Source organism: Paracidovorax sp. MALMAid1276, from assembly GCF_049198005.1.
Taxonomy (GTDB): domain Bacteria; phylum Pseudomonadota; class Gammaproteobacteria; order Burkholderiales; family Burkholderiaceae_C; genus Acidovorax.
The window spans coordinates 1-24,866 of the sequence record NZ_JBMIRS010000166.1 but is presented as its reverse complement, the minus strand read 5'-3'; the positions used below and the strand labels follow the sequence as shown (position 1 = coordinate 24,866).

The following is a 24,866-nucleotide window of genomic DNA, read 5'->3' as shown; positions in this document are numbered from 1 at the left end:
CTTCGATGCCCTCTACCGCGCAGACTCCTGGCAGGCACCGTCGGCAGCCATATCCAGCCCAGCTACTGCGCGCGCGGGGCCCACTGCTGGCGCAGGGCGGCGCAGTGGTCCTTGGGCGGCAGGGCGGGGGTGTGCAGCAGGGTGTCGGCGTCACCGGCTTGCGGCTTTTGTGCGCCTGCTTCTGATTTGATAGCTGTCGATGAAGGATCAGTAAGCGCCAGGGCCACTTTTGATCTGAAATCTGGCGGCCAGTGCGTGGGCACACCCAGGCTGCGCAGCACATGGCCCCCGCCCGCGACCAGCACCACGGTCTGGCCCGGCTGGCGCGCGGCGCGTGCCACGTCGGCCATGGCCGCGTCCCGCGCGATCTGGATGCGCGCCATCGGTGCCAGCTGCGACGGGGGCAGCAGGCCGCAATGGCCGTCGCGCAGCGCGGCGATCTGGCGGTCCATGGCGGGCGCGCCCAGGTGCCGGTCCCAGCGGGTGTCGGCCATGGCGCTGCGCATTTCGGCGCGGGGCAGGTTGCCGCCCAGCACGGGCACACCCGCGCGCACGGCCGCCATCACCACGGGGCCATAGGCCGCCCACGGCCAGGCCGCATCGCGCCACTGCAGGGCGGCCTGCACTGCGGCCTCGGTGGCGTCGCGCGGCAGGCCGGCGGTGCCGTGCCCCCGCTCGGCCATTTCCAACACCAGGGCCGCCAGCTGGCCGCGCTCGGCCAGCCACTGCACGGCCTCGCGCTGCAGGCGCTGGTGGTCGGGTGCATCGTGCTGCTCGCCCAGCAGCAGCACGTCCGTGGGCAGCAGCGCCTGCAGCCGCTCGGGCCAGGGCGCCGCGGAGCGGGGCGGCACGGCCGCAGCGGGCGTGGTCGTGGGCGTGGGCACTGGCGCACTGGCGCAGCCCGCGAGCCCCAGGGCGACCAGCAGAGTGGCCGACAGGGCTGATGACAGCGCTGCCGTCCGCGCGGCGACGATACAGATTGACATGGAAAAAGCAGAACCTGGCATGCCGCCATGGTACGGGGCCTGCAAGGCGCAGCGGCTCGGTGGATGGGGGGCGGGGGAGCAGGGGCGCAGGGGCGCGGGGGTGCTGGCTTGCCATGCGGCGGCAATCGGAGTGGAATGGGTGCTCCTTGACGGACCGCAACGCCGTGTCTGCGTGAAAACCCAATCATCGGCTCCATGAAACGCGAACCTCAGCCCCCCATCCAACCCACCCTCGGTGCGCAGCCCATCAGTCTGGACGTGCTGCGCGAAAAGTACCTCAAGCCCGGCGAAACCACGGTGCACGAGCTTTACCAGCGCGTGGCGCGTGCCCTGGCCTCGGTGGAGCGACCGCAGCTGCGCGAGCAATACGAAGCCCTGTTCCTGGCCAACCTTCAGGCCGGCGCCATCGGTGCGGGCCGCATCATGAGCGCGGCGGGCACCGACATCCAGGCCACGCTGATCAACTGCTTCGTGCAGCCCGTGGGCGACTGCATCCAGGGCGTGGACGAGGGGGGCTTTCCGGGCATCTACGAAGCCCTGCGCGAGGCCGCCGAAACCATGCGGCGCGGCGGCGGCGTGGGCTACGATTTTTCGCGCATCCGGCCCAAGGGCGCGCATGTGAAGGGCACGGCCTCCATGGCCTCGGGGCCGTGCAGCTACATGAACGTGTTCGACCAGTCCTGCTCCACGGTCGAGAGCGCGGGCGCGCGCCGGGGCGCCCAGATGGGCGTGCTGCGCATCGACCACCCCGATGTGCTGGAGTTCATCACTGCCAAGCGCACACCCGGGCGATGGAACAATTTCAACGTGTCGGTGGGCGTGTCGGACGCTTTCATCGAGGCCGTGCAGAACGACGCCCCGTGGGAGCTGGTGCACCAGGCCGCGCCCGGCGCCGCGCTGCAGGCCCAGGGCGCCCACCAGCGGGCCGACGGCCAGTGGGTCTATGCCACCGTGCAGGCGCGGCAGCTGTGGGACACCATCATGCAATCCGCCTACGACTTCGCCGAGCCGGGCATCCTGTTTCTGGGCCGCATCAACGAAGACAACAACCTGCACTACTGCGAGGACATCGCGGCGACCAACCCGTGCGGCGAGCAGCCACTTCCGTCCTACGGCTGCTGCGACCTTGGCCCCATCATCCTCACGCGCTTCGTGCGCCACCCATTTGGTTTTGGCGGCGTGGCGGCGTTCGACTTCGAGGCCTTCGGCGAGGCGGTGGCGCTGCAGGTGCGGGCGCTGGACAACGTGCTCGATGTGACCTTCTGGCCGCTGCCGCAGCAGCGGGACGAGGCCATGGCCAAGCGGCGCATCGGCGTGGGCTTTACCGGCATGGGCAATGTGCTGGCCATGCTGTGCCTGCGCTACGACCTGCCCGAAGGCCGCACCATGGCCGCACGCATTGCCGAATGCATGCGCGACGCGGCCTATGCGGCGTCGGTGGAGCTGGCGCGCGAGAAAGGGGCTTTCCCGAAATTCGATGCCCGGGGCTATCTGGCGCAGGGCACCTTTGCCAGCCGCCTGCCCGAGACGCTCAAGGCCCGGATCCACGAGCACGGCATCCGCAACAGCCACCTGCTGTCCATCGCGCCCACGGGCACGGTGAGCCTGGCCTTTGCCGACAACGCCTCCAACGGCATCGAGCCTCCGTTCTCGTGGACGTACCGGCGCAAGAAGCGGCAGGCCGACGGCAGCACCACCGAATACGCGGTGGAAGACCACGCCTGGCGGCTGTACCGTGAGCGGGGCGGCGATGTGGATGCGCTGCCCGACTATTTCGTGTCGGCGCTCTCCATGTCTGCGCAGGAGCACATCGCGATGATGGAAGCCGTGCAGCCCTTTGTGGACACGGCGATCTCCAAGACCGTGAACATCCCGGCGGACTACCCGTACGAGGACTTCAAGGACCTGTACCTGCAGGCCTGGCGCGCGCGGCTCAAGGGCCTGGCCACCTACCGGCCCAACAGCATTCTGGGCGCCGTGCTCGAAACGCATGCCGAGGCTGCACCGGCGCCCGCACCCGCCGCCGCACCTGCCGCAACGGCCGCAACGGCCGCAACGGCCACGCCGCCTGTGGACCCGATGCGCACGGTGATCGAGAGCCGGCCGCAGGGCGGCCTCTCGGCCGTGGCCGAAAAGCTCGAATACTGGACGCAGGAGGGCCACAAGACGCTGTACCTCATCGTGTCCTTCCTGCCCGTGCCTACGGGCGTGGGGGGCCGCACGGTGGACCGCGCCATAGAGTTCTTCATGCCCGTCGGCCAGAGCGGCGAGTCGCAGCAGTGGATCACCTCCAGCATGCGCATGCTGTCGCTCGCCGCGCGCGGCGGCTTTCTGGAGCGGGCGCTGTCCGACATGCGCAAGGTGGCCTGGGACCGGGGCCCCGTGCGCCTGGGTCAGCACCGCAAGGACGACGGCACGCTGGTGCCGATGTGGCACGACTCGGAAGTGGCCGCCATGGCCTATGCCATCCAGAACATCCTGGCGCGCCGCGTGGCCGACCCCGTGCAGCAGCAGCTGCCGCTGGACGAGCCCGCGCCGCCGCCCGTGGCCGTGCCCCAGGCCATGGCGGGCAAGAAGTGCAGCGAATGCGGTGCCCACGCGGTGATCCGCAAGGACGGCTGCGACTACTGCACGCAGTGCGGCCACCTGGGCAGCTGCGGATGAGCGGCACCGCAGCCATGCCGGCCGCCCTGCGCAGCCCCGGCGTGGGGTTTGAGCAGCCCTTTGCCATGCTGCAGGCCTGCCACGAGCGCGTGCTGCGCACGCTGGACCTGCTCGCGCGCCTGCGTGCCCATGTGCACCAGCACGGCGCCGACACCGACGCCCGCCATGCCGCGCGCGATGTGCTGCGCTATTTCGACATCGCCGCGCCGCTGCACCATGAAGACGAGGAGCGGCATGTGTTCCCGCTGCTGCGGGCCCGCGCCAGCCCCCAAGTGCAGGCGCTGGTGCAACGGCTGCAGGATGACCACGCGGCCATGGAGGCCGACTGGGCTGCCGCGCGAGCGCCCCTGCAGGCGCTGGCCGACGGGCGCGGCGCGGGGCACTTCACCGCAGAGGATGCGTCCGCGTTCGATCGCTTTGCCCAGCGTTATGCAGCCCACATCGCGGCGGAAGAAGACATTGCCTACCCCGCCGCGCGGGCGCTGCTGCCGCCCGCCGCGCTGGCGTCCATGGGCCGCGAGATGGCCGCGCGGCGTGGGGCGCCGCCGCCTTCGTAGGCATTGCAAAAATGATAGCTGCCGAGGGAATGTGGATAAGCGCTGAGCTCACTTTTGACGGATGTTCCGTGGGCGAGCACGGCGCGCGAACAGATTCCTGATGGCGATGCCTGCCATGCTGCCTCGGCACGGCGGGAACCCGGGGCGGCCTGTGCGCTGGCCGGATACTGGAAGCCCGCCGCCCGGCCTTCCGGTGTGCGGGGCGGCGCGCACCGGCTGAATGGCCGTTGCGCCGCCGGTCGTTCGGCCGCTCCTGCTTCCATCTCCATCTCTCTCTCTCTCTCTCTCTCTTTGCTCGTCATGCGATTGCCGTTTGCCGTTCGCGCACTTGCCACGCTGGCCCTGGCCTGGGCCGCCGCAGCGGCCTGTGTGGCGCTGCACACCCCGCTGCCCTGGATGATCGGCCCGCTGCTGGCCACGTCGCTGGTGTCCATCGCCGGCGGGCCCACCGAAAGCTGGGGCCCGCTGCGCAACGCGGGGCAGTGGACCATCGGCGCCGCGCTGGGGCTCTACTTCACGCCCGACGTGGTGGCACTGATCGGCGGGCTGTGGTGGGCCATTGTGCTGGGCGTGGTGTGGGCGCTGTTTCTGGGTTGGCTGTTTGGCGCCTGGCTGTACCGCGTGCATGCGCCGCGCATGCACGGCGTACCGGCGCCGATGATGCGCGCCACCAGCTACTTCTCGGGCGCCATCGGCGCGGCCTCGGAGATGACGCTGCTGTCAGAGCGCGAGAATGCGCGCACCGACCTCGTCGCCGCCAGCCACAGCCTGCGCCTGCTGATCGTCACCGTGACGATTCCGTTTGCGCTTCAGTGGAGCGGCCTGCACGGCCTGGACATCCTGCCGCCGCCCGTGCGCGTGGTGGACGGCGCCGGCCTGGCACTGATGGCCGTGCTGACCGGTGCGGGCGCGCTGGCGATGGACCGCCTGGGCCGCGCCAACCCGTGGTTCATGGGGGCGATGCTGGTGTCCATGGCGTTCACCATGGCCGGGTTCGTGCTCTCGGCGGTGCCGCAGTGGCTGGTGAACGCGGCGCAGCTGGTGATCGGCGTGAGCCTGGGCGTGCGGTTCCGGCGCGAGTTTCTGCACACCGCACCGCGCTGGCTGGCCACCGTGGCCCTGGGCACGCTGGCCCTCATGGCCATCTGCGCGGCCTTTGCCGCACTGCTCGCGGTGGCCACGGGCCTGCCCTGGGTGACGCTGCTGCTGGGCACCTCGCCCGGCGGCATCACCGAAATGGCCATCACCGCCAAGGTGCTGCAGCTGGGCGTGCCCGTGGTCACCGCCTTCCAGGTCTGCCGCCTGATCGCGGTGCTGATGCTGGTGGACCCGCTGTACCGGCGGATTTATCCCGGCGACGAACACCAAGCGCTAAAGATTTGAAAAGAAGAACTGCACGACAAAACTGGCGCGCCCCATGGCCAGGGATGCCGAGCAAGGGCCGCCCCGCAGCGAGGGCATCGTCCCCCTGCCCGCGCAGCGCAGCGTAGCGAGAGCGGGGGGAAGCCGCGCAGCGGCTCAGGGGGGTGTCTTAGTGAACCACGACCGGGTTCTGCGCCAGCCCCGCATAGCGATCCAGCGCGTCTTCCACTTCTTCCTGCGTGGGGGTGTCGCGCTGCCACGCCAGGATCTGTTCCTGGAACATCTCGGCCCAGGAGCCGTCGAGGTACACCTCCTTGCCCGATCGCTTGTCCACGATCTCGAAGCCGTGGCGTGCAAGCTGGGGGGTGGCCGGCGGGGTGTCGTTCAATGCCTGGGTGCTTTTTTTCTCCACGGCATCGGGCAGCATGTGGACCACCACAAAAGATTCTGAGTCGTAGAGCATGTGCATCGTGTTCCCCTGGTTGATAGAGCCTGCGCTCAAAAGTCAGATGACTGCAGTCACACAGAGTTCAAGCCCCGGGGGCGGCTTGCGGGAAATCCCGGCGGTGCGGTGGCGTGTTGTCTGACCGGAGGGGGTGAGCCCCCATCGGCCTGCGGCGCCGCATCGACCCTGCTGCGACGCAGTATTTCATGAAAACCGGGGCCTGCCGGGCCGATGGGGCTTTTTTGCGCGGCTGGCGCGTGCGCGCAACACGTGGTGCAGGGGCGAGGGGCGGGCGGCGGCAGGCCTCAAGGCAAGACTCACGGCGGGCTGCTGCCGCGCAGCTGCAGGTCGGCAAAGTCACCATTGGCCTGAGTGAGGCGGATGCGCACGGGCAAATACCCCAGGGACGGGGCCAGCCACAGCTCTGCCTTCTGGTCGTATTCCTTGCGCGGCAGGCGCTGCAGCTTGAGGGTCGGGGTGGGGCCCGAAGGCAGGTCCAGCGTGTCCGGGCCCTCCACCGTGAAGGTCCAGCGCTCGGCGCTGCGCGCACTCACCGTGGTCAGCGTGAGCTGCGTGCCCGGCACGAATCGGGCCGGGTCGGCCGCCAGCATGGCGCCCAGCTGGATGAACACGCTCAGGCGGTCTTGCGCCCCGGGGCCCACGGGCGCTTCGGGCGTGTTCGCGCTGAAGATGATGCGGCCCTTGGCATAGTCGAAATGCGCGGCCTGCTCGCTGCGCGCGCGGTCGGAAAACCGCTCGGGCAGCAGGCCGTGTGCGGTGATTTGACCGGTGCTGTTCTGCGCGCGCGACCCCAGCAGGAAGGCGCTCAGCTCCTGGCGCGCCTGGTATCGGCTGCCATCGTGCTGCCAGAGCAGCTCGGCGCGGGCGTGGTAGGTGAACTTCTTGGCCTGCCCGCTCACGTCAAACGCCAGCCGGGTGGGCGGCGGCAGGCGCACGGGCGGTGGCGTGGTGCTGGGCTGGGTGCCGGTGCCCGCGCCGGGCGGCGTGATGTCCACGCCCGAGGTCGCCTCGGGGCGGGGGCCGGAAGCCTGCGCGGTGGCGGGCGAAGAGGCCGGCAACGAGGCAGGCAACGACGCCGGGGCGGCGGCTGCCTGGGCCGCGTCGGCAGCTGCTGGCAGTGCCTCGGTGGGCGGGCCTGCGTCCGCGACCTCTGCGCCCTCTGTGGCCGCAAGGTCGGGCGTGGGTGCAGCGGGGGCAGCGTTTGCCGACGCATCGCTGCCGGTGCCCGGGCCGTCTTGCGCCGGTGGGGCTTCGGCCGGTGCGGCCACTGGCGGGGCCGTGGTGGGGCGGGCCCGGGGCTTGGGTGCAGCGCGCGGCTTGGCGGGCACTGCGGTGGGGGTGGCGGCTTGGGCGGCGGGCAGCCAGGGTGCCGGCGGCGGCGCGGCAATGCTGCGCGTGCTGAACACCTGGCCCGACGGGGGCGCGGGGTGGTCCCACTGCAGCGGCACGCCGTGCAGCACCAGCCAGTGCAAGGCCAGCACCAGCGTGGTGATGAGGGCCAGTGCGCGCCGGGGCATGCTGCGCTCAGCCCCGCAGCCGCGCCGGCCCTGGCGGGTGCTGCGGCATGCAGCGGGCGCGGGGCGTCATGCGCTGCCCGCTCCCAGGTCGCTCGACAGCTGGGCCGCCGCTGCGCGCAGCGGGGCATCCACCGCGCCGCCCCATTCGGGGTCGAAGGTGGCGATGGAGCCCAGCGTGGTGATGCCCAGCTCCAGGTGGCCGTCCGCGTCGAACACGGGGGCACAAAAGGCGACGATGCCGGGCAGCAGGGTGTCCACCACGCGGGCGGCGCCGTGCGCGCGCACGTCGGCCAAGAGGGCGTTGACCTCGGCCATGGTGGCGGGCAGGTCGCTGCGGCGCATCTTCACGGCGCGCGCCAGCTCGTCCTTCAGCAGCGGTGCCACCACCTCGGGCGCCATGAAGGCCGCAAAGCACCGGCCCGTGGCCGACGACAGCAGCGGCATCACATCGCCCAGGCGCAGGTTGGCGGTGACGGCCTGGGGCGACTCCTCCCAGTGCACGATGGTCGGGCCGTGATTGCCCCACACCGCCAGCGCCAGCGTGTGGCCGATGCTTTCCATCAGCGCGGGCATGCGCTCGCGGGCCAGGCGCACGGCATCGAGGCGTGCCAGCGAGGCCAGCCCCAGCTTGAGCGCGGCCGGGCCCAGGTCGTAGCGCGCGGTGCGCGGGTCCTGCGTGACCAGGCCCAGGCGCTGAAAACTCACCAGATAGCGGTGCGCCTTGGCCGCGCTCATGCCGCCCGCGGCCGCCACGTCCTTGAGCATCAGCGGCCCGCGCGAGCGCGTCAGCCCCTCCAGCAGGGCAAATCCCACCTCCACCGATTGAATTCCTGCACGTTCTTTGTCCATGTGCACTAAAATTTGCGAGTTTTGTTTAGTTAAATCAATTTACCAAAGCGTAATTTCGCTAGCGGTGCCCATCAACCACTCTGAGACAAAGGTCCTGCCACCATGAAACTCGCTACCTACAAAGACGGCTCGCGCGACGGCCAACTGGTTGTCGTCTCCCGCGACCTGGGCACGGCCCATTATGCGACCGGCATCGCCAGCAAGCTCCAGCAGGCGCTGGACGACTGGGGCTTCATGGCGCCCCAGCTGCAGGACCTGTACGACCAGCTCAACAGCGGCCGCGCGCGCCATGCCTTCCCCTTCGACCCCGCCCAGTGCATGGCCCCGCTGCCCCGCGCCTACCAGTGGGCTGACGGCTCGGCCTACATCAACCACGTCGAACTGGTGCGAAAAGCGCGCAACTCCGAAGTGCCCGAGAGCTTCTACACCGACCCGCTGATGTACCAGGGCGGCAGCGACGACTTCATCGGCCCCTGCGACGACGTGGTGGTGCCCAGCGAGGCCATGGGCATCGACTTCGAGGCCGAGATCGCCGTCATCACTGGCGACGTGAAGATGGGCACCACGGCCGACCAGGCGCTGGACGGCATCCGGCTGGTGATGATTGCCAACGACGTGAGCCTGCGCAACCTGATCCCGGCCGAGCTGGCCAAGGGTTTCGGCTTCTTCCAGAGCAAGCCGGCCACCGCCTTTGGCCCTGTGGCCGTCACGCTCGACGAGCTGGGCGACGCCTGGGACCACGGTCGCGTGAACCTCACCGTGCAATCCACCTGGAACGGCCGCAAGGTCGCCATGTGCGACGCAGGTCCCGAGATGACCTTCCACTTCGGCCAGCTGATCGCCCACGTGGCCAAGACGCGCAATGTGCGCGCGGGCTCCATCATCGGCAGCGGCACCGTCAGCAACAAGGGCGTGGAGCAGAACGGCCGCACCGAATGGCCCAAGGGCTACAGCTGCATTGCCGAAAAGCGCTGCATCGAAACCATCCAGGACGGCAAGCCCAGCACCGAATTCATGAAGTTCGGCGACACCATCCGCATCGAGGTCAAGGGCAAGGACGGCGCCAGCATCTTTGGCGCCATCGACCAGACGATCGCCGCGCCCGTGTAATCCAAAAATTTCAAGCAAAAACAGGCGCCAGCGCTTTATGAATAAGCGCTGACAGCTACTATTTTTATAGTAAGGAGACAACAACCATGGACCGCAGAACCCTTCTTTCCGCCCTGGCCGCAGCATCCGTCGCCCCCTGGGCGCAGGCCCAGTCCACCTGGCCCGACCAGCCCCTGCGCTGGGTCGTGCCCTACCCGGCCGGCGGTGGCACCGACGTGCTGGCACGCACCGTGGCCGAAGCCATGCGCCAGACCCTGGGCCAGCAGATCATCGTGGACAACCGCCCCGGCGCCGCCACCAACATCGGCGGCCAGATGGTGGCCACGGCCAAGCCCGACGGCAACACCTTCATGTCGGCCGACAACGCCATCCTGGCCTACAACGAACACCTGTTCAGCAAGCTGCCGTTCAGCCCTGAAAAGGACTTCACCTACGTCGGCGCCATCAGCCGCTTTCCGCTGGCGCTGGTGGTGCACCCCTCGTTCGAGGCCCAGACACTCAAGGACTTCCTGGCCTACGCGCGGGCCAACCCCGGCAAGCTCAACTACGCCTCGCCCGGCAACGGCTCGCCGCACCACCTGGCGATGGAGATGTTCAAGAACCGCACCAAGACCTTCCTCACGCACATCCCCTACCGGGGTGCCGCGCCTGCGCTGCAGGACGTGATGGGCGGCCAGGTGCCGTGCATGTTCCTGGACCTGGCCGCAGGCCTGCCGGTCATCACCAGCGGCAAGGTGCGCGCGCTGGCCATCGGCTCGGCCAAGCGCGTGGCCGCACTGCCGGACGTGCCCACCCTGGCCGAATCCGGCGTGCCCAACACCGAGGTGTTCGCCTTCCAGGGCATCCTGGCGCCTGCGGGTTTGCCTGCCGCCATCACCACCCGCCTGAACGCCGAGCTGAACAAGGCCCTGCTGAACCCCGCCGTGGTCAAGCGCATGACCGACTTCGGCATGGAAGCCCTGCCCGGCACGCCCGAACAGTTCCGCGCCATGGCCCGGGCCGAGTCGAAGCGTTGGGGGGAGATCATCAAGGAGGCCGGGGTGAAGCTGGACTGAGGGGTCTTGCGCGCAGGCTGATCATATTTGCGGCCTGTGCGCTGAGGGACCGGTGGCGCTCCATGGAATCACAGCCGCCTCTGACCACAGGCTCTCAAGCTTCCAGTTTCGTGTCTCACACGCCATCCGGCTCCAGCGATGTGTACAGGTCCACGAACCGTCGTGTGAAGGGTGCACCGTTGAAAGTGTGTGTGCAGCATTGGCACTGGGGCACCAGGCTGGACGGCCCCATCCCGGGATCCACCAACTGCAGTGTTCCGTTGTCATCGACACACATGCCGCTGTAGTAGCTCGACTCGCCGATGCGCACGTACCGATGCCGTTGGGATGGCTGGAGCGCCACCAGCCAGAAGATCGGGTCTGGGCGATCCAGCCGTGATCGGGCTTCGCTGTACACCGCATCCCATTGCGTGCCCACCTTGGAGAGCAGAAACCTGAACAGCGGGGTGTAGTCCAGCCCCAGTTGGCGGCGACCGTGCATGGGGCTGCGCGCTGAATCACCGAGTTGCGTAGCGCGCGCATTTCGGTCATCGCTGAAGTCGCCACCTCGGCCGTGGTGCACGCGGTGCGCGGTGGTGTTCACCTTGCGATACAGCGGCGCCTTTTTGCGTGTGCCACTGTCGCCTCTGGGGTTGTGGTTCAAGTTCAATTCCTTCGCAGACCCGACAGTGTGCACCCCAGCTCGCTTCTGAGGTGCGCAACCTTCAAACCGGCTATGTGGTCGGCATACGCACGGGGTGACCAAAGCTTTGGCAACGATCTGCGCCGCGTTTTGACTGCAAGGGCTGGCGACCACTCTATTGCGAGCGCAGGTGGCTGGCCTGTCAGGTCCACCCCTCCAGCACCAGCTTCCCCCGCGCCTTGCCGCTCTCGATGAGCGCATGGGCCCGCTTCAGGTTCGCCGCATTGATCGTTCCAATGCGCTGGTCCAGCGTGGTGCGGATCAGCCCCGCATCCACCAGCTGCGCCACCTCGGTCAGCAGGCGGTGCTGGCCGATCATGTCGTCCGTGCCAAACAGCGCGCGGGTGAACATCAGCTCCCAGTGCACCGACACCGACTTGCGCTTGAACTTCGTGATGTCCAGCGACACCGGGTCGTCGATCAGCGCAAACTGGCCCTGGGGCGCGATGGCCTCCACGATCTGGTCGAAGTGCGCGTCGGTCTGCGTGAGGCTCACGATGATGTCCACCGTGGGGTGGCCGATGCGCGCCAGCTCTTGGGCCAGCGGCTGGCTGTGGTCGATGACGTGGTGGGCGCCCAGGTCGCGCACCCACTGCTGGGTTTCGGGGCGCGATGCGGTGCCGATGATCGTGAGGCTGGTCAGCCGCGCCGCCAGCTGCGTGAGGATGGAGCCCACGCCGCCGCCCGCGCCGATGATGAGCAGGGTCTGGGTGGTCGGCTGCTTGCCAGGCGACACGCCCAGGCGGTCAAACAGCAGTTCCCAGGCGGTGATGGCGGTCAGCGGCAGCGCGGCGGCCTCGGCGTCGTCCAGCGACTTCGGCGCGTGGCCCACGATGCGCTCGTCCACCACGTGCAGCTCGCTGTAGGTGCCGGGCCGGGCGATGGAGCCCGCGTACCAGACGCGGTCGCCGGGCTGGAAAAGCGTCACCTCCGGGCCCACGGCGCGCACGATGCCGCTGGCGTCCCAGCCCAGCACCTTGTAGGGCTGGCCTTCTGCCGGGCCGGTGCTTTTGCGCACCTTGGTGTCCACGGGGTTGACGGAGACGGCGCGCACCTCCACCAGCAGGTCGTGGCCGGTGGCCACGGGCTCGGGCAGCGTGATGTCAAGGAGGGCGTCGGCGCGGTCGATGGCGCCGGGCTGGGTGTAGCCAATGGCTTTCATGGTCGGGTTCCAGGATGGGGAGTGGCAAAAAAAAGGGCGTGCCTGAATGATTGGTCTTTTGGGTTTGGTTTTAAATGGGCTGGTGGTTGAATGCATCTTCAATCAATATTTGAAAGACCGCGCCTGTGAAAAGCCTGCAAGACCTGGACATCTTCGTGCGCACCGTGGACAGCGGCAGCCTGTCGGCCACGGCGCGGGCCCTGGACCTGAGCCCGGCGGCGGCCAGCGCGGCGCTCAAGCGGCTGGAGGCCGAACTGGGCGTTTCGCTGTTCGTGCGCTCCACGCGCAGCCTGCGGCTCACGCCGGAGGGCACGCTGTTTCTGGAGCACTGCCGCCCCGCGCTGGCCGCGCTGCAGCAGGTGCAGGGCCAACTGGCCAGCGGTCGGGCGGGTGCGCTGCGTGGCACACTGCAGCTGGCAGCGCCGTCCGACCTGGGGCGCAATGTGCTGCTGCCCTGGCTGGACGCATTCCAGACCGAACACCCGGGCATCGACATCCGCCTGCACCTGGCCGACCGCGTGGCCAATGTCTACAGCGAGCCGGTGGACGCCGCCTTTCGCTATGGCAAGCCGCAGGATTCGGGCCTGGTGGCGCTGCCGCTGGTGGCCGACCACCGGCGCGTGCTGTGCGCCGCACCGGCGTACCTGGCCGCACATGGCACGCCCGGCACGCCGCACGCACTTGGCGCGCACGATGGCCTGTGCTTCATGCTGGGCGAAGACGTGCACGACCGCTGGCGCTTCTGGGACGCGGCGGGCCAGGAGCTGGTGGTGCGGGTGCGCGCCCGCAACGTGGCCAATGATGGCGACGTGGTGCGCCGCTGGGCGGTGCTGGGCCGGGGCGTGGCCTACAAGTCATTCTTTGATGTGGCGGGCGACCTGGCCGCAGGCCGCCTGGTGCCGCTGTGCCCGGGCTGGACCACCGAGGCCGTGCCGCTGTATCTGGTGGTGCCCAGCCGCCGACAGCTCACGCCGCTGGTGCGCGCGCTGCGCGATTTCATGGCCGGACGGCTGCAAGACCTGATGCGGCAGATGCCCGGCGCGGCGGCTTAGAACCCCATCAGTCTGTCCGGCCGGAGACGTGCCGGCCCGCAGGGCGGGCCGCACAATGGTCCGCTTCCGCGCGACCTTGCGCCCCCTCACGCCATCTCTCTGATCACTCCATGCTCAATTTCGACTTCCACAACCCCACGCACATCGTCTTCGGCCAGGGCCGCATTGCCGACCTGGCCAGGCTGGTGCCCGCTGCTGCCAAGGTGCTGATCCTGGTGGGTGGTGCCAGCGCCGAGAAGACCGGCACGCTGGCCGAGGTGCGCGCCGCGCTGGGCGAGCGCGAGCACGCCACCTTCAGCGGCATCGAGCCCAACCCCAGCTACGAGACCTGCATGAAGGCCGTGGCGCAGATCCGCGAGGGGGGTTTTGACTTCTTGCTGGCCGTGGGCGGCGGCTCGGTCATCGACGCCACCAAGTTCATCGCGGCCGCCGTGCGCTTTGAGGGCGGCGACCCCTGGGCCATCCTCGAAAAGTTTGGCCACAACATCACGGCCGCGCTGCCGTTTGGCGCGGTGCTCACGCTGCCCGCCACGGGTTCGGAGATGAACAACGGCGGCGTCATCACCCACCGCGAGCGGGGCGCCAAGCTCTCGTTCGGCAGCCGCCACACCTACCCGGTTTTCTCGGTGCTCGACCCCACCAAGACCTATACCCTGCCGCCCCAGCAGCTGGCCAACGGCGTGGTCGATGCGTTCGTGCACACGGTGGAGCAGTACCTGACCTACCCCGTCAACGCGCCCGTGCAGGACCGGTTTGCCGAAGGCATCCTGCAGACGCTCATCGAGATCGGCCCGCGCCTGTTGACGGCCCCCGAGCCCGTGTACGACGACCGCGCCAGCCTGATGTGGACGGCCACCCTGGCGCTCAACGGCCTGATCGGCGCCGGCGTGCCGCAGGACTGGGCCACGCACATGATCGGCCATGAACTGACTGCGCTGCACGGCATCGACCATGCGCGCACCCTGGCCATCGTGCTGCCCGCGCTGCTGCACGAGCGCCGCGGTGCCAAGCGCGCCAAGCTGCTGCAGTACGGCGAGCGTGTGTGGGGCATCACCACCGGCACAGACGATGAGCGCATCACCGCGGCCATCGAGCGCACGCGCGACTTCTTTGAAAGCATGGGCATCGCCACGCGCCTGTCGGGCTACGGCCTGGGCGCCGACACCGTGGGCGCGGTGGTGGCGCAGCTGGAAGCGCACGGCATGGTGAAGCTGGGCGAGCAGCGCGAGATCACGCCGGCCGTGAGCCGGCGGATCCTGGAAGCGGCGCTGTAATCGGGTTGGATGCGCCGCGCCTGTTGCTTGCAGGCTCAGGCGGCCTGCACCTGGATGCGCCGGGGCTGCGCGTGCTGGGCCTTGGGGATGCGCAGCGTCAGCACGCCCTGTGCCAGCTCGGCCGACACGCGCTCGGTGTCCAGCTCCTTGCTGAGCGTGAACACCCGCCGGAAGCGCGCGAGGCCCACCTCCGTGTGGCTGGACGTCAGGCCCTCGGGCACGTTCAGGCCAGACTCGGCCTCGATGGTCAGCGTGTCGGATTCAACCTGCAGGTTCAGCCGCTCGCGGCTCACGCCGGGCAGGTCGGCATACAGCGTGATGCCACCGGCATCCTCGATCACGTCCACCGGGGGCGTGAGCGTGGCGTCGCTGTAGCGCCCGGCGCGGTCGCCCGGGCGGTCGGGGTGGCGGGAAGTTGCAGAGGGCGAGGTCTGTACGTCATGCGACATGGTGGTTCTCCTTCGATGGGGTCCTTTCTCGGGGATCGGGGCCGCCTTCCGCCGGGTGGGCCGAAGACGGGGCGGGCATCACTGCACCGTGATGCGGCGTGGCTGGGCCGAGGCGCGGCGCTGCACCGAGATGTGCAGCACGCCATCGCGCAACTGGGCATTCACCGCATCGGGGTCGGCGTCGTCGGGCAGCGTGACCGCGCGCCGGAACCGGCCGTCAAAGCGTTCGTTGATGTGCGCGGTGGCCTTGGCATCGGCGCTGGCCAGCGAGCTCTTGCGCTCGCCCGCAATGCTCAGCAGCCCGCGCTCGAGATTGACCTCGAGCGTGCCCGGGTCCACGCCGGGCGCAAACGCGTAGATCTCGATGCTCTGGGGTGTTCCCCCCACGTTGATGGCGGGGAAACCGTTGCGGGAAAAGCCGCGGATGGTGGGCGACAGATCGTAGGCCTGCTGCATCTCGCGTTGCAGGCGATCCATCTCGGCGAACACGTCGCGTGGAAACAGGGATCGGTACATGGCGAAACCTCCGTCAGTGGTTCAGTCAGTCAGTCAACAACACAACAACGGAGCGCCGAAGGCGGTGGGGTTCCAGTCTCCAGCGCTTCCGGTTCCTGAACTGGAAGCGGTTCGCCGGTTTTCAAGAGGGGGCGTGCAGCGTGGCGCCCGCGTGCGCCACTGCACGATGAAGTTCAGGCCAAAAATGGCCGTTACCGCTTATTGATAAACGGCTTATTGCTATCTAAGTAATAGCGATCGTCTGTCCGTCCCCGGCCGCGCCGGTCCGCGCCTCCACCTCCACCAGGCAGTCATAAAACGTCGGCGCACGGCCCAGATCGGTCAGGGCCTGGCTGGTCACTTCGTTCACGTTGGTGCCATCAAGCCCCAGCTTGCGCCACCAGATGCCCAGGCCGTTGACCACGCCCGGCCGCGCGCGGCGCGACACGGCCGCGTGGCACTGGTAGCTGCCCCGGTCGTTGAACACGCGCACCACGTCGCCGTCGGCAATGCCGCGCGCCTGGGCGTCGTCGGGGTGGATCTCCAGCAGCGGGCGGCCTTCGATGGTGCGCAGGCTCTGCACGTTCACGAAGGTGGAGTTCAAAAAGTTGCGCGCGGGCGGCGAGATCATGGCCAGCGGGTAACGGGCGTCCGTGCCGGGCAGCTCGTAGTTGGGCAGGTGGTCGGGCAGGCCGTCCAGGCCCTGTGCGGCCAGGCGGGCGCTGTAGAACTCGCACTTGCCCGAGGGGGATGGAAAGTTGCCCTCGGCGAACGGCGCATCGGGCACGGCCAGCGTGGCAAAGCCCTGGCTTTCGAGCAGGGCGTAGTCCACCGCGTCGCCAAAAGCCTGGCGGCACAGGGCCTCGTCGCTGTCGGCAAAGCAGGGGTCGGTGAAGCCCATGCGGGCGGCCAGGTCGCGGAAGATCTGCGCATTGCTGCGCGCCTGGCCCTGCGGCGCAATGGCCGGGCGATTGAGCAGCACATCGGTGTGGCCGTAACTCAGGTGGATGTCCCAGTGTTCCAGCTGCGTGGTGGCGGGCAGGACGTAGTCGGCGTAGTCGGCCGTGTCGGTGCGGAAGTGCTCCAGCACCACGGTGAACAGGTCTTCGCGCGCAAAGCCCTGCACCACCTTGCCGGACTCGGGCGCCACGGCCACGGGGTTGCTGTTGTAGACCACGAGGGCCTCCACCCGGGGGCCGAAGGCGGGCGAGGCCTCGCGCAGCAGGTCGTCACCAATGGTGGACATGTTGATGGTGCGGGGCGTTTTGGCCGGCATCAGGTCGGGCCGCTGCAGCACGGCGCGCTGCGCCGGAAACTGGCCCGAGCTGGACAGCAGCACGCCACCCGCCCGGTGCCGCCATGCGCCGGTGAGCGCGGGCAGGCAGGCCACGGCCCGCACCGCATTGCCTCCGCCGCGCACGCGCTGCATGCCGTAGTTCAGGCGGATGGCGGCGGGCTTGGTCGTGCCGTAGTCGCGGGCGAGCTGGCGGATCTGTTCCACCGGCACGCCACACACCTCGGCCGCGCGCTCGGGCGGCCATTGCAGGGCGCGCTCGCGCAGCTGGTCCCAGCCCAGCGTGTGGCGGGCGATGTAGTCATGGTCCAGCCAGTCGTGGACGATCAGCTCGTGCATCAGCGCCAAGGCCAGCGCGGCGTCGGTGCCGGGGCGGAGCTGGATGTGCTCGTGGCACTTGTCGGCCGTCTCGCTCTTGCGGGGGTCGATGCACACCAGCCTGGCGCCACTCCGCTTGGCCTGCTGCGCATAGCGCCAGAAATGCAGGTTGCTGCCGATGGAGTTGCTGCCCCAGATGAGGATGAGCTGCGATTCGGCGAAGAACTCCACCTTCATGCCCACCTTGCCGCCCAGCGTCTGCACCAGCGCCTCGGCCCCGGCGGATGCGCAGATGGTGCGGTCGAGCTGCGAGGCGCCCAGGCGGTGGAAGAAGCGGCGGTCCATGCTCTCGCCCTGCACCATGCCCATGGTGCCAGCGTAGCTGTAGGGCAGGATGGCCTCAGGCGCGCGGGCCGCGATGGCTTGCAGGCGCTGGGCGATGTCGCTCAAGGCCTCGTCCCAGCTGACGGGGGCGAACTGGCCGCTGCCCTTGGGCCCCGTGCGCTTGAGTGGCGTGAGCACGCGCTCGGGGTGGTAGGTCCGCTCGGTGTATTTGCTGACCTTGGCGCACAGCACGCCGTCGGTGTGCGGGTGTGCGGGGTTGCCCTGCACGCGCGTGGCCACGCCGTTTTCCACGGTGGTCAGCAGGGCGCAGGTGTCGGGGCAGTCGTGCGGGCAGGCGCCGCGCACTGGCGCAGGCGCTGCGGACGGCGTGGGGGAGTCGGTGGACAGGGGCTGGGACAGGGACATGGACATCTGTGGAGTCGTCGTTAAACTGCACGCGGGATGGAACAGGCATGCATAGGGGGTAACCCGTGGCATGCCAACGTTCGGCCTTCCCCGTGCCGCGGCTTGCGTCAGCGCGCCGCACAGCCGCCGGGGACTTTGCAGAGATTTTGTTTTGCCGGGGATTTCACCATGAAGAAGACAGCATTGGGGCGCAGAGAGTTTTCCGTCGGTTTGGGCGCCGCCGCGCTGGGGGGCTTTTCGCTGGCCCGGGCGCAGGGTGAGGGCAAGATCGTGCTGGGCCAGTCGGCCGCATTCACAGGCCCGGCGGCGCAGCTGGGCATTCAATTCAATGCCGGCGCCAAGCTGTATTTCGACCAGCTCAATGCACAGGGCGGTGTGGGCCGGCGCATGGTGGAGATCCGCACCATGGACGACGGCTACGAGCCCGACCGCTGCGCGGAAAACACCCGCAAGCTGATTGCCGAAGACGTTTTCGCGCTGTTTGGCTATATCGGCACCCCGACCAGCATGGCGGCGCTGCCCCTGTTCACCAAAGAGAAGATTCCGTTTTTCGGCCCGTTCACCGGCGCCGAATCGCTGCGCCAGCCGTTCAACCGGCTCATCTTTCATGTGCGCGCTTCGTATTACGACGAGACCGCGCTCATCGTGCGCCAGCTCACTAACCTGGGCCTCAAGAAGATCGCGGTGTTCTACCAGAACGACGCCTACGGCAAGGCGGGCCTGGACGGCGTGACGCGCGCGCTCACCGAACTCAAGCTCACCCCCATCGCCACGGCCACGGTGGAGCGCAACTCCACCGACGTGAAGACGGCGGTGGAAAAGCTCGTGCCGGCCATGCCCGACGCCATCGTGCAGATCACGGCCTATGCCTCGGCGGCATCGTTTGTGCGTGCGGCCCGCAAGGCGGGGTTTGGCGGCACGTTCTACAACGTGTCCTTCGTGGGCACGCAGGCGTTGGCCGACGAACTGGGCAAGGACGGCGCCGGCGTGGTGGTGTCGCAGGTCGTGCCCTCGCCCTACCAGCCCTCGCGCCAGATCACGCGCGAATTCCTCGAAGCCATCAAGAAGGGCGGCGAGAAGGTGCAGGCCAACTACTCCAGCATGGAGGGATTCCTGGCGGCCCGCGTGTTCACCGAGGGCCTGCGTCTGGCGCAAGGCGCGGGCAAGCTCACCCGCGATGGCCTCGTCACGGGCCTGGAGGCCATCGGCAGCCAGGTGATCTCGGGCTTTCCGGTGACCTACAGCGCCACCAGCCATGCGGCGTCGAAGTTTGTGGAGATGTCGATGCTGACCGGGGACGGCCGCGTCCGGACCTGAGGTTTCGCCGGACGCGGGGCCGGCGGCTCAGTCGATGGATCGGGTGCTGGCCAGGCCCTGCATGAAGGCCTCGCAGCGCGCTAGCTGCGCCAGGCTCACGTATTCGTCCGGCTGGTGGGCCTGGCGGATGCTGCCGGGGCCACACACCACGGTGGAGATGCCGGCGTTCTTGAACAGCCCGGCCTCGGTGCCGAAGGCCACCAGCGTGGTGCTTGTCTCGCCGCTCAGCGTCTGCGCGAGGCGCGTCACCGGGTCGTCCTTGCTGCCCAGGAAGCTGGGGATCTCGCAGATGGTCTCGAACGAGAAGCCCGCAGCGGGCGCCACCTTCTGCATGGCCGGCTCCAGGGACCGGGCATAGGCCACCACCTCGGACTGCATCTGCGCCGCATTGGCCGTGGGCAGGTCGCGAAACTCATACCGAAACTCCGCGTCGCGCGGCACCACGTTGTCGGCGATGCCGCCATGGAACTGGCCCACGCTGGTGGTGGAGAACGGCACGTCGAAGCCTTCGAAGCGGGGCTCGGTCTTCTCGAAACCTTCGCCCATGTCGCGCACGCGGCCCACCACGCGCGCGGCCATCTCGATGGCGTTGACCGAATGCGGTGTGAGGGACGAATGCGCCTCCTTGCCGCGCACGCAGCACCGGTAGCGGTACACGCCCTTGTGGGCAATGGCGGGGACCATGCTGGTGGGCTCGCCCACGATGCAGGCCAGGGGCTTGATGTTCGCGTCGCGCAGGTCGGCGATCAGCTCCTTCACGCCAAAGCAGCCGATCTCCTCGTCGTAGCTGAAGGCCAGGTGCACCGCGAAAGGCGCGTCGCTGTGCAGGAACCGCTCGGCCTGCGACACGGCGATGCCGATGAAGGCCTTCATGTCGGCGCTGCCGCGTCCGTACAGGCTCGGGCCCTCGGGGCCATCCTGCACCAGGCCGCTGAGCGGGTCCACGCTCCAGTCCTGGCCGTCCCAGGGCACGGTGTCGGTGTGGCCCGACAGGATGATGCCGGCCGGCTTGCCCTCGCCCAGCGTGGCAAACAGGTTGGCCTTGGTCTTGTCTGCGTTGAAGGTGAGGCGGCTCGTCACGCCCAGGCGGGCCAAGTGGTCGCGGATGAAATGGATCAGCTCCAGGTTGGAGTGGTGGCTGACGGTATTCATGCGCACCAGGGTTTGCGCAAGTTCGAGGGCGTGGGCGGAAATCATGGGATGGCTAGCGAATAACCCGGGTTGGCACGTGTGTTGCTGTGAGAACGTCTTTGCGGCTTTTCCGGGGTCGCGTTGAGGCGCAATCGGGATGAGTGCGGTGCCAATGTTGCGCCGCATGGGCTTGTGCCCATGCCAGCGACTTGGCCCCGCAATCGCCCGATTTCACCTCAACCCGAAGGGCAAGTGCCTTGTCGGGCGGTCTGCCGCGTTGCGGCGCTTGCCAATAGCCGGGCTATTGGCGGCGCCCCGCGCCTGGCATTCCATCCCGACAAGGAACTTGCGCGATCCCCGGAAAAGCCGTAAAGACATTCTCGCGCTAGACTGTCAGATCGTAAGGACACATATCATGAACGTTATCGACTCCATCGTCACCCAGGCGGCGAGTATTGCCGCCGTGCGGCGGGACATTCACGCCCACCCCGAGTTGTGTTTTGAAGAGGTGCGCACGGCCGACGTGGTGGCGCAAAAGCTCACCGAATGGGGCATTCCCATCCACCGCGGGCTGGGCAAGACGGGCGTGGTGGGCATTGTGAAAGGGCGCGACGGCGGCGCCAGCGGCCGTGCCATCGGCCTGCGTGCCGACATGGACGCCTTGCCCATGCAGGAGTTCAACACCTTCGCCCACGCCAGCAAGCACGCGGGCAAGATGCACGCCTGCGGCCATGACGGCCACACGGCCATGCTGCTGGCTGCGGCCCAGCACTTTGCCAAGCACCGCAACTTCGACGGCACGGTGTACCTGATCTTCCAGCCGGCCGAAGAAGGCGGCGGCGGCGCCCGCGTGATGATCGAGGACGGCCTGTTCGAGCAGTTCCCGATGGAAGCCGTGTACGGCATGCACAACTGGCCCGGCATGCCCGTGGGCACCTTTGCCGTGAGCCCCGGGCCCGTGATGGCCTCGACCAGCGAGTTCAAGATCACCATCCGCGGCAAGGGCGGCCATGCGGCGCTGCCGCACACGGGCATCGACCCGGTGCCCATTGCCTGCGGCATGGTGCAAAGTTTCCAGACCATCATCAGCCGCAACAAGAAGCCCGTGGACGCCGGCGTGATCTCGGTCACCATGATCCACGCCGGTGAGGCCACCAATGTGGTGCCCGACAGCGTGGAGCTGCAGGGCACGGTGCGCACCTTCACCGTGGAGGTGCTGGACCTGGTGGAAAAGCGCATGCGCCAGATTGCCGAACACCACTGCGCCGCGCACGATGCGCGCTGCGAGTTTGAGTTCGTGCGCAACTACCCGCCCACCGTCAACTCGCCCGCCGAGGCGGAGTTCGCCCGCAAGGTGATGGCCGGCATCGTGGGCGAGGAGCGCGTGGTGCCCCAGGAGCCCACCATGGGGGCCGAGGACTTCGCCTACATGCTGCAGGCCAAGCCCGGTGCCTACTGCTTCATCGCCAATGGCGACGGCGCGCACCGCGAGATGGGCCATGGCGGCGGCCCGTGCACCCTGCACAACCCGAGCTATGACTTCAATGACGACCTGATCCCGCTGGGCGCGACCTATTGGGTGAAGCTGGCGGAAGAATGGCTGGCCCGGCCCGCCTCTGCGGCCTGACACGGCACCCTGCCCCCCAACCCGGGCGCCCGCAGCGCGGGCCCGGGTTTTGTTTTTCTGATGTGAACCCGTTGTTGAAAGCGCCACCCATGATCGGTATTGCCGCCGCCTTTTCGGCCAGCTACGCGCAGGCCCGCAAGAAGTTTCTCGAGGCCGCCGCGGCGGCCGGCCTGCCCATCGAATCCCACGCGCACCCGCTCAAGGGCCGCGACGGCGAGGACCTGGCGATGGATGTGGTGCGCGACGGCCCTCTGGACGCGAAGAAGCTGCTCATCGTGAGCAGCGCCTGCCACGGTGTGGAAGGCTACTGCGGCAGCGGCGTGCAGGTGTTTGCGCTGCACGACCAGGAATGGCGCGACAAAGCGCATGCGGCGGGCGTGGCCACGCTGTACATCCATGCGCTCAACCCCTATGGTTTTTCGCACGTGCGCCGCTTCACGCATGAGAACGTGGACCTGAACCGCAACTTTCAGGACTTCAGCCGGCCCCTGCCCGTGAACGCGGCCTACCGCGAGGTGCAGCCCCTGCTGCTGCCCGAGCAGTGGCCCCCCGGCCCCGAGAACCAGGCCGCCGTGCAGGAATACATCGACACCCGCGGCGAGGCCGCCTGGCAGGCCGCCATCTCGCAGGGCCAGCACGAGTTTCCGCAGGGCATCTTCTTTGGCGGCACCGAGCCCACCTGGAGCAACCGCACGCTGCGCCAGGTGCTGCGCCAGCATGGCGCGGGCGCCTCGCAGATTGCCTGGATCGACCTGCACACGGGCCTTGGCCCGAGCGGCCATGGCGAGCGCATCTATGCTGGCAAGGAAGACGCCTCGGCGGTGGCGCGTGCGCGTGCCTGGTGGGACGGCGGCGGCGCCACGCCGGTCACTTCGATCTATGACGGCTCGTCCACCTCGGCCTTCCTCACCGGGCTGATGTGGACCTCCATCTATGACGAATGCCCCCATGCCGAATACACCGGCATCGCCATGGAGTACGGCACCGTGCCCGTGCTCGATGTGATGAACGCCATCCGGGGTGAACAGTGGCTCCAGCTGCACCCCGGAACGCCCGCCGACAAGGCCGCACAGATCAAGGCCCAGATGCTGGCCGCGTTCTATACCGACACCGACGCCTGGAAGGGCCAGATCGTCAGCCAGGCCCGGCAGTCGATGTTCCAGGCCGTGGACGGGCTGGCGCGTTGACCGGCGTGCGCTCCGGGGCCGCTCGGTGCGGGCGGGCCTTGGCCAGCGCCCGGGACAGCGCTGACGCGTTGAGGTAGCCGGATTCCCGGGCCGCACTCTTGAGGCTCTTGCCCGACTGCACCGCGCGCTGGGCGATCAAGAGCCGCAACTGCGACAGGTACTTGCCGGGCGACGTGCGCACCGAGTCCTTGAACCGCGTGGCAAATGCGGTGCGCGACATGCCCGCCCGTTCCGCCAGGGATTCCAGCGTCCATGCGCCCTGCGGCTCTTCGTGCATGGCCACCAGGCTGGCGGCGATGCGCGGGTCGTTCAGGCCCGCGAACAGGCCACCGCTTGCGAGCGGATGGGCCACCAGGTGGCGCAGCAGCCCGATGAAAAGCATGTGGCCCACGCTCGCCAGCATGGCGGGCTGGCCGCACCGGGGCGCGTTCAATTCGGAACACAGCAATTGCACGGCATGCCGCAGTGCAGGGTCGGCGCTGGCGAGCGGCAGCACCAGGGGCGGGTCGAATTCGCGCATCAGCATGGGGGCTGCGGGCCCTTCGAGCAGCACCTGCATCGACACTGGCGGGCCGCTCACGGGTGGGCCATCCTGTGCGCTCTCCAGGCTCGGCGACGGGCCCTGGCCGCAAGGGCCGGGGCCCACCGCGATGCTGTGGGGCGCTTGCCCCGGCAGCGAGAGCAGTTGCACGCACAGCGTGTGCCCCTGCGCATGGGCCCCGTGCACCGTGACGCGGGGCGCCACAGCCAGCAGCAGCGCAGAAAGGCGGTCCAGCCGCTCGGGAGCTGGGTGAAAGACAGACGACATTTTTGAACGATTGGCAAACGATTTTGTATAAATGTTTGCCTATCGTAGCGCACACTGGGCATTTCACTGCAAGGAAGCCGCCATGCGCACCCAGTCTCTTCTACCGCGTTACCCCGTGCCTGCGTTGAAGGTGCCGCTCACCTCCGGTGGGCATTTCGTGCTGGGCGCCCAGCCCGGCGAGGTGTTCGATCTGCTGGTGTTCTACCGGGGGCTGCACTGCCCCATCTGCGCCAAATACCTGCTCGAGCTGGCGCGGCTGGCGCCGGAGTTCACCCGCCGCGGTGTTCAGGTGGTTGCCATCAGCAGCGACAGTGCCGAACGCGGGCAGGAGATGGCTGCGAAGGTGGACGACAGCGATGTGCGGTTCGGCTACGGGCTCAGTCTCAAGGCCGCGCGCGAGTGGGGCCTGTACATCAGCACGTCGCGTGGCAAGACGTCTATCGGCATCGAGGAGCCCGCGCTGTTTTCCGAGCCTGCGGTGTTCATCGTGCGCCCGGATGGCACGCTTTATTACGGCGCGGTCCAGACCATGCCCTTCGCCCGGCCGCAGTTTCAGGACTTGCTGGGCGCCATTGATTTCGCGGTGTCCAAGGACTATCCGGCACGCGGGGAGTACACCGGGCCGGTCTGACGCCGCCTTTAAGAACGTGTTTACGATCTCGCAGGGGATCGCGTTGGAGCGCAATCGGGATGAGTGGATGCCTCGGATGCGCGGCATGTGCTCGTGCCCATGCAAGCAGCCGGGGCGCCAAAC

The 24,866-nt window shown here is 68.4% G+C and carries 21 protein-coding genes and 2 pseudogenes; 11 read left to right on the top strand and 12 right to left on the bottom strand.

Translation table 11 applies throughout. From position 1 onward, the window contains the following. Nucleotides 1–62: 62 nt before the first annotated feature. Nucleotides 63–986 carry a ChaN family lipoprotein gene (locus ACOQFS_RS11470; protein ID WP_421563009.1) on the bottom strand — a complete coding sequence of 308 codons (924 nt, stop codon included), beginning with the start codon at nt 984–986 and terminating at the stop codon, nt 63–65. 195 nt (nt 987–1,181) lie between these two features. Here ACOQFS_RS11470 and ACOQFS_RS11465 point away from each other — a divergent pair, with 195 nt between their 5' ends. From ACOQFS_RS11465 to ACOQFS_RS11455, 3 genes are all read left to right on the top strand, one after another. Next, nucleotides 1,182–3,650 carry an adenosylcobalamin-dependent ribonucleoside-diphosphate reductase gene (locus ACOQFS_RS11465; protein WP_421563008.1) on the top strand — a complete coding sequence of 823 codons (2,469 nt, stop codon included), beginning with the start codon at nt 1,182–1,184 and terminating at the stop codon, nt 3,648–3,650. Then, nucleotides 3,647–4,207 (top strand): hemerythrin domain-containing protein, encoded by a 561-nt coding sequence (locus ACOQFS_RS11460; RefSeq protein WP_421563007.1) that lies wholly within the window; start codon nt 3,647–3,649, stop codon nt 4,205–4,207. Before ACOQFS_RS11465 ends, ACOQFS_RS11460 begins: the two co-directional genes overlap by 4 nt. Before the next feature lie 300 nt (nt 4,208–4,507). Next, the gene (locus ACOQFS_RS11455; RefSeq protein WP_421563006.1) at nt 4,508–5,590 is read left to right on the top strand and encodes an AbrB family transcriptional regulator; all 1,083 of its coding nucleotides are present in this window, start codon (nt 4,508–4,510) and stop codon (nt 5,588–5,590) included. 148 nt (nt 5,591–5,738) lie between these two features. On the opposite strand, the gene ACOQFS_RS11450 is transcribed toward ACOQFS_RS11455, so the two are convergent. The 3 genes from ACOQFS_RS11450 to ACOQFS_RS11440 form a co-directional block, all read right to left on the bottom strand. Continuing rightward, nucleotides 5,739–6,038: a DUF3567 domain-containing protein gene (locus ACOQFS_RS11450; protein ID WP_421563005.1), complete on the bottom strand. Its 300-nt coding sequence runs from the start codon at nt 6,036–6,038 to the stop codon at nt 5,739–5,741. A gap of 293 nt (nt 6,039–6,331) precedes the next feature. Next, nucleotides 6,332–7,552 carry a DUF3108 domain-containing protein gene (locus ACOQFS_RS11445; protein WP_421563004.1) on the bottom strand — a complete coding sequence of 407 codons (1,221 nt, stop codon included), beginning with the start codon at nt 7,550–7,552 and terminating at the stop codon, nt 6,332–6,334. 66 nt (nt 7,553–7,618) lie between these two features. Continuing rightward, entirely contained in the window at nt 7,619–8,401 is a 783-nt protein-coding gene (locus ACOQFS_RS11440) for an IclR family transcriptional regulator (RefSeq protein ID WP_421563003.1), read from the bottom strand. Nucleotides 8,402–8,503: 102 nt separating this feature from the next. Between ACOQFS_RS11440 and ACOQFS_RS11435 the strand changes: the two genes are divergently transcribed. Both ACOQFS_RS11435 and ACOQFS_RS11430 read left to right on the top strand, forming a co-directional pair. Then, nucleotides 8,504–9,511: a fumarylacetoacetate hydrolase family protein gene (locus ACOQFS_RS11435; RefSeq protein ID WP_421563002.1), complete on the top strand. Its 1,008-nt coding sequence runs from the start codon at nt 8,504–8,506 to the stop codon at nt 9,509–9,511. Nucleotides 9,512–9,597: 86 nt separating this feature from the next. Beyond that, on the top strand, nt 9,598–10,566 hold the full coding sequence (locus ACOQFS_RS11430; RefSeq protein WP_421563001.1) for a Bug family tripartite tricarboxylate transporter substrate binding protein: 969 nt from the start codon (nt 9,598–9,600) through the stop codon (nt 10,564–10,566). A 115-nt stretch (nt 10,567–10,681) separates the two neighbouring features. Here the strand turns inward: ACOQFS_RS11430 and ACOQFS_RS11425 are convergent, their stop codons facing one another. Both ACOQFS_RS11425 and ACOQFS_RS11420 read right to left on the bottom strand, forming a co-directional pair. Further along, a complete protein-coding gene (locus tag ACOQFS_RS11425; RefSeq protein ID WP_421563000.1) occupies nt 10,682–11,209 on the bottom strand; it encodes a hypothetical protein in 528 nt (175 codons plus the stop codon). A 181-nt stretch (nt 11,210–11,390) separates the two neighbouring features. Further along, nucleotides 11,391–12,410, bottom strand: coding sequence for a zinc-binding alcohol dehydrogenase family protein (locus ACOQFS_RS11420; RefSeq protein ID WP_421562999.1), 1,020 nt, complete (start codon nt 12,408–12,410; stop codon nt 11,391–11,393). A 125-nt stretch (nt 12,411–12,535) separates the two neighbouring features. On the opposite strand from ACOQFS_RS11420, the gene ACOQFS_RS11415 reads away from it, so the two are divergent. Together ACOQFS_RS11415 and ACOQFS_RS11410 are read left to right on the top strand one after the other, a co-directional pair. After that, the gene (locus ACOQFS_RS11415) at nt 12,536–13,462 is read left to right on the top strand and encodes a LysR substrate-binding domain-containing protein (RefSeq protein WP_421562998.1); all 927 of its coding nucleotides are present in this window, start codon (nt 12,536–12,538) and stop codon (nt 13,460–13,462) included. Nucleotides 13,463–13,572: 110 nt separating this feature from the next. Beyond that, on the top strand, nt 13,573–14,736 hold the full coding sequence (locus ACOQFS_RS11410; protein WP_421562997.1) for an iron-containing alcohol dehydrogenase: 1,164 nt from the start codon (nt 13,573–13,575) through the stop codon (nt 14,734–14,736). Between the two features lie 35 nt (nt 14,737–14,771). Here ACOQFS_RS11410 and ACOQFS_RS11405 read toward each other — a convergent pair whose 3' ends face one another. The 4 genes and pseudogenes from ACOQFS_RS11405 to ACOQFS_RS11390 all read right to left on the bottom strand — a co-directional run bounded on the left by ACOQFS_RS11405 (nt 14,772) and on the right by ACOQFS_RS11390 (nt 18,042). Beyond that, nucleotides 14,772–15,185, bottom strand: a complete 414-nt coding sequence (locus ACOQFS_RS11405; protein WP_421562996.1) for an Hsp20/alpha crystallin family protein — start codon at nt 15,183–15,185, stop codon at nt 14,772–14,774. Then, nucleotides 15,175–15,354, bottom strand: a pseudogene (locus ACOQFS_RS11400) (hypothetical protein); the annotation flags it as partial. The gene ACOQFS_RS11405 and the pseudogene ACOQFS_RS11400, both read right to left, overlap by 11 nt. After that, a pseudogene (locus ACOQFS_RS11395) lies at nt 15,279–15,641 on the bottom strand (Hsp20/alpha crystallin family protein); the annotation flags it as partial. The pseudogenes ACOQFS_RS11395 and ACOQFS_RS11400, both read right to left, overlap by 76 nt. 283 nt (nt 15,642–15,924) lie before the next feature. Next, nucleotides 15,925–18,042, bottom strand: a complete 2,118-nt coding sequence (locus ACOQFS_RS11390; RefSeq protein WP_421562995.1) for a molybdopterin-containing oxidoreductase family protein — start codon at nt 18,040–18,042, stop codon at nt 15,925–15,927. Nucleotides 18,043–18,210: 168 nt separating this feature from the next. Between ACOQFS_RS11390 and ACOQFS_RS11385 the strand changes: the two genes are divergently transcribed. Next, entirely contained in the window at nt 18,211–19,359 is a 1,149-nt protein-coding gene (locus ACOQFS_RS11385) for an ABC transporter substrate-binding protein (protein WP_421562994.1), read from the top strand. 27 nt (nt 19,360–19,386) lie between these two features. On the opposite strand, the gene argE is transcribed toward ACOQFS_RS11385, so the two are convergent. Continuing rightward, on the bottom strand, nt 19,387–20,556 hold the full coding sequence (gene argE, locus ACOQFS_RS11380) for an acetylornithine deacetylase (RefSeq protein ID WP_421562993.1): 1,170 nt from the start codon (nt 20,554–20,556) through the stop codon (nt 19,387–19,389). A 349-nt stretch (nt 20,557–20,905) separates the two neighbouring features. Between argE and ACOQFS_RS11375 the strand changes: the two genes are divergently transcribed. Next, the gene (locus ACOQFS_RS11375) at nt 20,906–22,117 is read left to right on the top strand and encodes a M20 aminoacylase family protein (protein ID WP_421562992.1); all 1,212 of its coding nucleotides are present in this window, start codon (nt 20,906–20,908) and stop codon (nt 22,115–22,117) included. Between the two features lie 89 nt (nt 22,118–22,206). Then, a complete protein-coding gene (locus ACOQFS_RS11370; protein ID WP_421562991.1) occupies nt 22,207–23,304 on the top strand; it encodes a M14 family metallopeptidase in 1,098 nt (365 codons plus the stop codon). Here the strand turns inward: ACOQFS_RS11370 and ACOQFS_RS11365 are convergent. Continuing rightward, entirely contained in the window at nt 23,252–24,112 is an 861-nt protein-coding gene (locus ACOQFS_RS11365; protein ID WP_421562990.1) for a helix-turn-helix domain-containing protein, read from the bottom strand. The two genes, ACOQFS_RS11370 and ACOQFS_RS11365, sit on opposite strands and share 53 nt — an antisense overlap. Nucleotides 24,113–24,194: 82 nt before the next feature. Here ACOQFS_RS11365 and ACOQFS_RS11360 point away from each other — a divergent pair, with 82 nt between their 5' ends. Next, nucleotides 24,195–24,743, top strand: a complete 549-nt coding sequence (locus tag ACOQFS_RS11360; RefSeq protein ID WP_421562989.1) for a peroxiredoxin-like family protein — start codon at nt 24,195–24,197, stop codon at nt 24,741–24,743. Nucleotides 24,744–24,866 lie beyond the last annotated feature (123 nt).